The 9,349-nt window shown below is 59.5% G+C and carries 8 protein-coding genes; 2 read left to right on the top strand and 6 right to left on the bottom strand.

Going from position 1 to position 9,349, the window contains the following annotated elements; all coding sequences use genetic code 11:
• Positions 1-1,007 (top strand): ABC transporter permease (locus tag ACRDD5_RS03505; RefSeq protein ID WP_438675943.1); only part of this gene is annotated, 1,007 nt, incomplete at its 5' end.
• A gap of 71 nt (positions 1,008-1,078) precedes the next feature.
• Complete coding sequence (gene nhoA, locus ACRDD5_RS03500) at positions 1,079-1,924, top strand: N-hydroxyarylamine O-acetyltransferase (RefSeq protein WP_438675942.1); 846 nt, start codon at positions 1,079-1,081, stop codon at positions 1,922-1,924.
• 29 nt (positions 1,925-1,953) lie between these two features.
• Here nhoA and mazF read toward each other — a convergent pair whose 3' ends face one another.
• The 6 genes from mazF to ACRDD5_RS03470 all read right to left on the bottom strand — a co-directional run bounded on the left by mazF (position 1,954) and on the right by ACRDD5_RS03470 (position 9,318).
• A complete protein-coding gene (gene mazF, locus ACRDD5_RS03495) occupies positions 1,954-2,280 on the bottom strand; it encodes an endoribonuclease MazF (protein ID WP_438675941.1) in 327 nt (108 codons plus the stop codon).
• A complete protein-coding gene (locus ACRDD5_RS03490; protein WP_271280612.1) occupies positions 2,280-2,528 on the bottom strand; it encodes an AbrB/MazE/SpoVT family DNA-binding domain-containing protein in 249 nt (82 codons plus the stop codon). The genes mazF and ACRDD5_RS03490 overlap by 1 nt, the downstream gene beginning before the upstream one ends.
• Before the next feature lie 136 nt (positions 2,529-2,664).
• A complete protein-coding gene (narI, locus tag ACRDD5_RS03485; RefSeq protein ID WP_271280611.1) occupies positions 2,665-3,345 on the bottom strand; it encodes a respiratory nitrate reductase subunit gamma in 681 nt (226 codons plus the stop codon).
• A complete protein-coding gene (gene narW / locus ACRDD5_RS03480) occupies positions 3,342-4,037 on the bottom strand; it encodes a nitrate reductase molybdenum cofactor assembly chaperone (protein WP_438675940.1) in 696 nt (231 codons plus the stop codon). Before narW ends, narI begins: the two co-directional genes overlap by 4 nt.
• A complete protein-coding gene (narH, locus tag ACRDD5_RS03475) occupies positions 4,037-5,581 on the bottom strand; it encodes a nitrate reductase subunit beta (protein WP_271280609.1) in 1,545 nt (514 codons plus the stop codon). The genes narW and narH overlap by 1 nt, the downstream gene beginning before the upstream one ends.
• A complete protein-coding gene (locus tag ACRDD5_RS03470) occupies positions 5,578-9,318 on the bottom strand; it encodes a nitrate reductase subunit alpha (RefSeq protein WP_438675939.1) in 3,741 nt (1,246 codons plus the stop codon). The genes narH and ACRDD5_RS03470 overlap by 4 nt, the downstream gene beginning before the upstream one ends.
• Between the last annotated feature and the right edge of the window lie 31 nt (positions 9,319-9,349).

Below are 9,349 nucleotides of genomic sequence, written 5' to 3'. Positions count from 1 at the left end.
TGGGCAGCCGTGCGGGTGTGCTGATGCTGACCACCGATATCGAGAAAAAGCTCGCCGACTGGCCGATTGACCTCTCCGGGGCGTCAATGCTGTCGGTGGTGCTGGTAACGATTGCCCTGAGCGCCTGGTGGCTGCAGAAAAAGCTTACCGGCAATCACGACGTCACCAGCATTACCGGTAAACCCACCGAGAATATGGGTGCCAGTGCCGGGGTGTTTACCTGGCCGATGGTGCTGGTGATGGCGCTGGTCGGTGGGATCGCCGTGGTGCTGCCCGGGGCGTCGATGGCGCTGTCGGGGGTGCTGGGTACTTTGTCCGGTGGGGTGACGCTCGGGAATCTAACGGCCAACCACTATGCGGCGCTGTTCAGCCAGCAGGGGGATGCTTTGTCGGCGCTCGGCACCAGCTTGTCGTTGGCGCTGAGTGCGGCCTGTATTACCGGGGTGCTCGGGCTGCTGGCCGCCTGGCTGGTGGTGGTGCAGAAGATAAAAGGGCGTGGCCTGCTGGATGCGCTGTCGCTAATGCCTGCCGCCTTGCCCGGTGTGGTGGTGGGCGTGGGGCTGATCCTGCTATGGAACCGCCCGTTCTGGCCGATATCGCCGTATAACAGCTGGGCCATTTTGCTGCTGTCGTACTGCTGTCTGCTGCTGCCGTGGCCGGTACGTTACGTCGGCAGCGCCCTGCGCCAGCTTGGCGGCAATCTGGAGCCCGCCGCGCGGGTGCATGGCGCATCCGCTTTGCAGGCGCTGCGTTTCATTGTGTTGCCGCTGGTTTCGCCTGCGATGCTGGCGGCGATGTTAATGGTGTTCGCCATTGCCTCGCGGGAGCTGGTGACCTCGCTGCTGCTGGCCCCGGCGGGGACGCAGACGGTGTCGGTGTTTATCTGGCGGCAGTTTGAGCAGGGTTCTGTCGGACAGGGGATGGCGATGGCGACGCTGACGCTGCTGACCGGGCTGATACTGATGCTGACGGCGCTCGGGATCATGCAGCGCTCCACGCGCGGATAAAAAGCACTTTTGTCACAGTGGCATGCGAAATATAGTTTATAAACAAGGGAGAATTGTAAAAGGAGCCCACCATGACCCCGTTTTTGACCGCGTATTTCGCCCGCATCGGCTGGCAGCAGACCACGGCTGTGGATATCGACACCCTGCGGGGGCTGCATTTGCAGCATAACAGCGCCATCCCGTTTGAGAATATCGACGTGGTGCTGCCGCGCGAGATCCAGCTTGACGATCAATCTGTGGTCGACAAGCTGGTTACCGCCCGACGCGGTGGCTACTGCTTCGAGCAGAACGGTCTGTTCGAACGGGTGCTGCGTGAGGTGGGTTTTACTGTGCGCAGCCTGCTGGGGCGGGTGGTGCTGGCCAATCCGCCGCAGATGCCGCCGCGCACCCATCGCCTGCTGCTGGTTGAACTTAACGGCGAACAGTGGATTGCCGACGTCGGCTTTGGCGGCCAGACGCTCACCGCGCCAATCCGTCTGCTGGCTGACGTGGAACAAACTACGCCGCACGGGGAGTACCGGCTGATCAACGACGGCGATGACTGGGTACTGCAGTTTCGTCATCACCAGCACTGGCAATCGATGTATCACTTTGACCTGATCACCCAGTATCAAACGGATTATGTGATGGGCAATTTCTGGTCCGCGCACTGGCCGCAGTCGCATTTTCGTCATCATCTGCTGATGTGTCGTCATCTGCCGGATGGCGGCAAACTGACCCTCACCAACCTGCATTTTACCCACTGGCAGGAGGGGCATGTCGTCGAGCAAGTTAACCTGGCGGATGCGACGGCGCTGTATCAGGTGATGCAGGAGCGTTTCGGACTGGGGGTTGATGATGCGAAGCACGGCTTTTCGCTGGTGGAACTGACGGCGGTAATGGCCGGGTTTGATACCCATCCGCAGGCAGGGAAATAAAGTGGGGAGGGGCGATAGCCCCCTTTCTGTTAACCGATTAGCACCTTTGCCCGCATTCTCACGGCATTCAGTTCCTCGGCGGTTGCCGTTCCCTTTTTCACTGCATGGCGCGTCTGCCAGTCGAGGCTTTTAATCTGATCGGCAAGGGCGACATTGCGACGGGCACCGCCGATCGAAACTTCGAAGGGATAGCCTTTTATTTGCGACGTTAGCGGGCAGCAGAGCATTAAGCCCGTACGCCCGTTATAAGTGGCGGGAGAGATAACCAGGGCAGGACGATGTCCTGCCTGTTCATGTCCTGATTGCGGGTCAAACTCTAGCCAGACGATATCGCCAGCCTCCGGAATGTAGTCCATTACAGCAGCTCCTTACCTTGCGGTTCCCCAAATGAGATGTCGTGATGCAGATTGTCATCCGTGATGGCGGATAACAGTGATTCGAGCGAGGGTTCGTCCTTTCTGACAGGCGTCAAAATAATGCGTCCTTCATCGTCAACGTTGATATTCACCACATCGTCAACGTCCAGGTCGGCCTCACGCATAACGGCAACGGGCAGCCGAACAGAAGGACTGTTTCCCCATTTTTTAACGGTGACTTGCGGCATAAAAAACACTCCAGATGGATATACATTGTTTATCCATTATAGAGTGTGAGGTTTTGGCGTGTCAACATTGTCGATACATGAAGCAAAGTGTTATGGGCCCGGTGAGCGCAGCGTCACCGGGGAAAAGGTGCCAGACTTAACGCCGGGACCGTACCAGCTGATACCGGCGGGTGAGGTACTCCAGCGGGGCGCTCCAGACGTGCACCAGGCGGGTAAACGGGAAGATAAGGAAAATGGTCATCCCCAGCACCAGATGAACGCGGAAAATAAACGCCACCCCGTTCAGCATTTCCGACGATCCACCGCTGAAGGTGACGATCCCCTGCGCCCAGCCGACCAGCTTCAGCATTTCGCTGCCGTCAGGATATTGCGCTGAGAAAGGGATCGTCGACAGGCCAAGAACGCACTGGGTCAGCAAAATACTCATGATGATGATGTCGGGGGTGGTGGAGGTTGCACGCACCCGCTGGTTGAACAGGCGGCGGTACAACAGCATTGAGCCGCCAATCAGCGTCAGTACGCCGCAAATACCGCCTGCAATCATCGCCAACTGCTGTTTTAACGCCATCGGCAGGAACCAGGCGTACATCCAGTGCGGGGTCAGCATCCCGAACAGGTGACCAAAGAAAATGCCCAGAATGCCGATGTGAAACAGGTTAGAGCCCCAGTTCATGCCGCGCTTGTCCAGCAGTTGACTGGAAGAGGCCCGCCAGGTGTACTGGCCGTAGTCGTAGCGTAGCCAACTGCCGAGGAAAAAGACCGCGGCGCAGATGTAGGGATAAATATCGAAGAAAAAGACATTCAGATGGTGTGTCATTTTGGGCCTCCGGCACTGACGTCGACATACTGAGGTGCCACGTCCTGGCTAAAGCGTCGTTGATAGTGTTGCATCGGCGAGCTGTCGCAGGCCGTGGCGTTATCTTCGATAAATTTCACCTGTTCCTCTTCCCAGACTGCATCCAGCGCCTGCCGGGTGTCGTCACGTTTTTCACCCGCCACCTGCTGCGTGACGCTGTCACTTGATAGCTTGCTGCCCGCAAAGGTGAGCAGGGCGTCGAACAGCTGATGATGCGCCACCTCGCGCTGTTTTAAGCGCCCGCCAATCAGCGCCAGGATTGGCGCGACATTCTGCAATCCCTCCCGCGCCTGCGTCTCGGGCAGTATGCTTAAGTATTCCAGATACAGCGGCAGATGGTCCGGCAACTCACGGCAGTCGAGTTGCAATCCGGCCTGCTCGTACTGGTTCATCAGATCGACCATCGCCTGGCCACGATCCCGTGATTCTGCATGAACGTGTTCGAACAGCAGCAGCGAGGTGGCGCGCCCCCGCTCGAACACCTCGCACCACGATGCCTGCCGGTCGAGCAGCGGGGCGTTAAGGTACTGCTGCGCGAACGGCAGCAGCATAGGTGCATCCTGCGCCACCAGGGCGATCGCCTCGTCGCGACTCTCCCACAGCGCATCGTCCGGATACTCAATCAGCAGGGCGATAATTTTGAGGATCTGCATTACTCTCCCTCCCCGTGTTCACGCACCTCGGTAATGTTAATGGCGTCGATGCGGCTGCTGTTGAACAGGTTGAATTTGGTGTCGGAGCCGTGGCAGCCGTCACCGAAGGTAAAGCCGCAGCCGTTTTTCTCCGGGAAGGCGTCGCGGGCCATCTCCCGGTGGCTGGTCGGGATCACAAAGCGGTCTTCGTAGTTGGCGATAGCGAGATAGCGGTACATCTCTTCCACCTGCTCGACGCTTAAGCCGACCTCTTCAATGGCCCGGGTGTCAGTGACCCCCTCGACGGTCTGGGAACGTTTATAGTGGCGCATTGCCATCATGCGCTTCAGGGCGCGCAGCACCGGGCCGGTATCGCCCGCACTGAGCATGTTTGCCAGGTACTGCACCGGAATACGCAGGCTTTCCACCGCCGGCAGGATGCTGTCGGTCTGCGGCAGGCCGCCTGCGTCGGCGTAGGACTGGATCGGCGACAGTGGCGGTACGTACCACACCATCGGCAGGGTACGGTATTCCGGGTGCAGCGGCAGGGCCAGCTTCCAGTCCATCGCCATTTTGTAGACCGGCGAGCGCTGAGCCGCTTCGATTACGTTCTGCGGAATGCCTTGTTTGAACGCCTCTTCAATGACCGCCGGGTCGTGCGGGTTGAGGAACACGTCGCACTGGCGTTCATACAGATCGGTTTCATGTTCGGTGCTGGCCGCTTCTTCAATGCGATCCGCGTCGTACAGCAGCACGCCGAGGTAGCGAATGCGCCCTACGCAGGTTTCTGAGCACACCGTCGGCTGGCCGGATTCAATGCGCGGATAGCAGAAGATGCATTTTTCTGATTTGCCGCTCTTCCAGTTGAAGTAGATTTTTTTGTACGGACAGCCGCTGATGCACAAACGCCAGCCGCGGCATTTGTCCTGATCGATAAGCACAATGCCGTCTTCTTCACGCTTGTAGATGGCGCCACTCGGGCAGGTCGCCACGCAGCTTGGGTTCAGGCAGTGTTCGCACAGACGCGGAAGGTACATCATGAAGGTGTTTTCGAACTGGCCGTACATCTCCTTCTGCATCTTGTCGAAGTTACGATCCCGGGCGCGTTTCTCGAACTCGCCGCCGAGCAGCTCTTCCCAGTTCGGCCCCCATTTGATTTTATCCATCCGCTTGCCGTCAATCAGCGAGCGCGGGCGGGCAGTGGGCAGATGATCCCCCTCCGGGGCGCGGTGCAGATCCTGATAATCGAAGGTGAAGGGTTCGTAATAGTCGTCGATCTGCGGCATCACCGGGTTAGCGAAGATTTTTGACAGCACACCCAGCTTGCCGCCCAGACGCGGGGTCAGCTTGCCCGAAATACCGCGGATCCAGCCGCCTTGCCACTGCTCCTGGTCTTCCCAGTTCTTCGGATAACCGATGCCCGGCTTGGTTTCGACGTTGTTAAACCAGGCGTACTCCATCCCTTCGCGCCCGGTCCAGACGTTTTTACAGGTGACCGAGCAGGTGTGGCAGCCGATGCATTTGTCGAGATTCAGTACCATTCCAACCTGTGAGCGTATTTTCATTTTTTCGCCTCCTGAACCTGATCCCGACCTTCGCCATCCAGCCAGTTAATGTTTTTCATTTTGCGGATCATGATGAACTCGTCGCGGTTCGAGCCCACCGTACCGTAGTAGTTGAAGCTGTACGCCAGCTGGGCGTAGCCGCCGATCATGTGCGTTGGTTTTGGGCAGACGCGGGTCACCGAGTTGTGGATCCCGCCGCGTCGTCCGGTCACTTCGGAACCCGGAATGTTCAGAATGCGTTCCTGGGCGTGATACATCATGGTCATTCCCGGCGGCACGCGCTGGCTGACCACTGCGCGGGCGGTTAAGGCCCCGTTAGCGTTGAAACACTCGATCCAGTCGTTATCTTCGATGCCCAACTCTCTGGCATCGGTTTCGCTGATCCACACAATCGGCCCCCCGCGCGACAGGGTCTGCATCAGCAGGTTTTCACTGTAGGTGGAGTGAATGCCCCATTTCTGGTGCGGCGTCAGGAAGTTAAGCGCTTTTTCCGGGAAGCCGTTCGGCGGGATCTCGCGCATGTGCGTCACGCTGCGGGTATCAATCGGCGGACGGTAGGCCACCAGGCTCTCGCCGAAGGCGCGCATCCACTGGTGATCCTGATACAGCTGCTGACGCCCGGACAGCGTGCGCCACGGGATCAGCTCGTGGACGTTGGTGTACCCGGCGTTGTAGGAGACATGCTCGCTCTCGATGCCGGACCAGGTCGGGCTGGAGATGATTTTGCGCGGCTGGGCCTGGATATCGCGGAAGCGAATTTTCTCGTCTTCCTTGTTCAGCGCCAGGTGGCTGTGCTCGCGTCCGGTAAATTCGCTGAGGGCCTCCCAGGCTTTTACCGCCACGTGGCCGTTGGTTTCGGGCGCCAGGGCGAGGATCACCTCCGAGGCGTCAATCGCCGTCTCAATGCACGGACGGCCTTTCGCCGGGCCGTCGAGCTTGACGTAATTCAGCTTGCCGAGGAAATCGACCTCCTCCTGGGTATTCCACGAGATGCCTTTGCCGCCGTTGCCGAGCTTATCCAGCAGCGGGCCGAGGGCGGTGAAGCGTTCGTAAGTTTCCGGGTAGTTACGTTCTACCACGGCGATGTTGGGCGCGGTTTTACCGGGGATCAGGTCGCACTCGCCTTTGCGCCAGTCGGCAATGTCGAATGGTTGCGACAGCTCAGCCGGGGAGTCATGCTGCAGGGGTTGCAATACCACGTCGGTTTCGTTACCCAGATGGCCCACGCACACCTCCGAGAAGACTTTGGCGAGGCCTTTGTAGATATCCCAGTCGCTGCGTGATTCCCACGCCGGGTCGACGGCGGCAGAGAGCGGATGAATAAACGGATGCATATCCGAGGTATTCATGTCGTCTTTTTCGTACCAGGTGGCGGTCGGCAACACGATGTCTGAGAACAGGCAGGTGCTGGACATGCGGAAGTCGAGGGTCACCAGCAGATCCAGCTTGCCCTCGATGGCGGCGGTTTGCCACTCCACCTCTTCGGGCTTCACGTCATCGGTGGAGCCCAGATCCTCGCCCTGAATGCCGCTTTCGGTACCCAACAGGTACTTGAGCATGTACTCGTGACCCTTGCCGGAGGAGCCCAGCAGGTTAGAGCGCCAGACGAACAGGTTGCGCGGGTGGTTTTTGCCGCTGTCGGGCTGCTCGCAGGCCATGCGGATATCACCGGACTTCAGCGCCTGGGCGGTGTACTCCTGGGGTGACATCCCAACCGCTTCTGCCTGGGCTTTGATATGCAGCGGATTGAGGTTCAGCTGCGGGGCGGACGGCAGCCAGCCCATGCGCTCGGCGCGGACGTTAAAGTCAATCAGGTGCCCGGTGAACTTCGAGGCGTCTGCCAGCGGGGAGAGCAGTTCCTGAGCGGTGAGTTTTTCATAACGCCACTGGCTGGCATGGTTGTAGAAATACGAAGTGCTGTTCATCTGGCGCGGCGGACGGTTCCAGTCCAGGGCGAAGGCCAGCGGCAGCCAGCCGGTTTGCGGCCGCAGCTTCTCCTGGCCGACATAGTGCGACCAGCCGCCGCCGCTCTTACCGACGCAGCCGCAGAACACCAGCATGTTGATCATCCCCCGGTAGTTCATGTCCATGTGATACCAGTGGTTGACTCCTGCACCGAGGATAATCATCGACCGGCCATGTGTCTTATGGGCGGTGTCGGCGAACTCGCGGGCAATCTGCTCGATATGACGACGCGGGACGCCGGTGATCTGCTCCCCCCAGGCCGGAGTGTAGGCTTTCACTTCGGCGTAATCTTTGGCCGCGTTGATATCCTCCAGCCCGCGGTCGAGGCCGTAGTTCGCCAGCACCAGGTCATACACGCTGGCCACCCGCATCTGGCTGCCATCAACCAGGGTGAGGGTTTTGGCCGGCACCTTGCGGACAAGCACCGGGTCCTGTTTCACGCTGCGAAAATGCGGATTTTCGTTACCGCCAAAGTACGGGAAGGCGACGTTGGCCACCTCGCTGTGGGTACCCAGCAGGGACAGGGTCAGATCGGTCTCCTGGCCCGCCGCCAGCGCTTCCAGGTTCCATTTGCCTTTTTCGCCCCAGCGGAAACCGATAGAGCCGTTGGGCACCACCAGATCGCCCGCGCTATTGAAGGCGACCGTTTTCCACTCCGGATTATTGCCTTCGCCCAGCCCGTCCGCGAGGTCAGAGGCGCGCAACATCCGGCCGGGGACAAGGCTACCGTCCTCGCGCGCGTCCAGCATCACCAGCATAGGCATGTCCGTGTAGCGGCGGCAGTAGTTGAGGAAGTAGTCGCTCGGGTTATCGAGGTGGAACTCTTTGAGGATCACATGGCCCATGGCCATGGCCAGAGCGCTGTCGGTGCCTTGTTTCGGGGCCAGCCACTGGTCGCTGAGTTTGGCAACTTCCGAGAAGTCGGGGGTAATGGCGATGGTTTTGGTGCCTTTGTAACGGACCTCGGTAAAGAAGTGGGCATCCGGGGTGCGGGTCTGCGGCACGTTTGAGCCCCAGGCAATGATATAGCTGGAGTTGTACCAGTCGGCGGATTCCGGGACGTCAGTCTGTTCACCCCAGGTCATCGGCGAGGCGGGCGGCAGGTCGCAGTACCAGTCGTAGAAGCTCAGGCAGGTGCCGCCGAGCAGGGAGAGATAGCGCGTTCCGGCGGCGTAAGAGACCATCGACATCGCCGGGATCGGTGAGAAGCCCGCCACGCGATCCGGGCCGTAGTGTTTAATCGTCCAGACGTTGGCGGCGGCGATCAGCTGGTTCAGCTCTTTCCAGCTGGAGCGGATAAACCCGCCGTGTCCGCGGGCCTGCTTGTAGCTGAGGGTCTTTTGCGGGTCGCTCATGATCGCATTCCATGCGTTTACCGGATCGCTGTGCTGGCCCAGCGCCTCGCGCCACAGCTCAATCAGCTTTTTACGCGCCAGCGGGTACTTCAGACGGTTGGCGCTGTACAGATACCAGGAGTAGCTTGCCCCACGCGGGCAGCCGCGCGGTTCGTGATTCGGCAGGTCGGGGCGGGTGCGGGGATAGTCGGTCTGCTGCGTTTCCCACGTCACCAGACCATTCTTGACGTAAATTTTCCAGCTACAGGAGCCGGTACAGTTTACCCCGTGGGTGGATCGCACAATTTTATCGAACTGCCAGCGTTGACGATAGCTGTCCTCCCAGTCGCGATTACTGTGCATCACCTGGCCGTGCCCGTCGGCGAAGGTGTCGCCTTTTTGTTTAAAATAGCGGAAACGATCCAACAATTTACTCATGACGTATCTCCTGACGGGGCGACGCCTGCCC

Origin of the sequence: Silvania sp., assembly GCF_051656365.1 — a bacterium.
GTDB classification, from domain to species: domain Bacteria; phylum Pseudomonadota; class Gammaproteobacteria; order Enterobacterales; family Enterobacteriaceae; genus Enterobacter; species Enterobacter hatchlandensis.
Note: the sequence above shows the minus strand (reverse complement) of the source record. Positions and strands in the feature narration are given on the sequence as shown.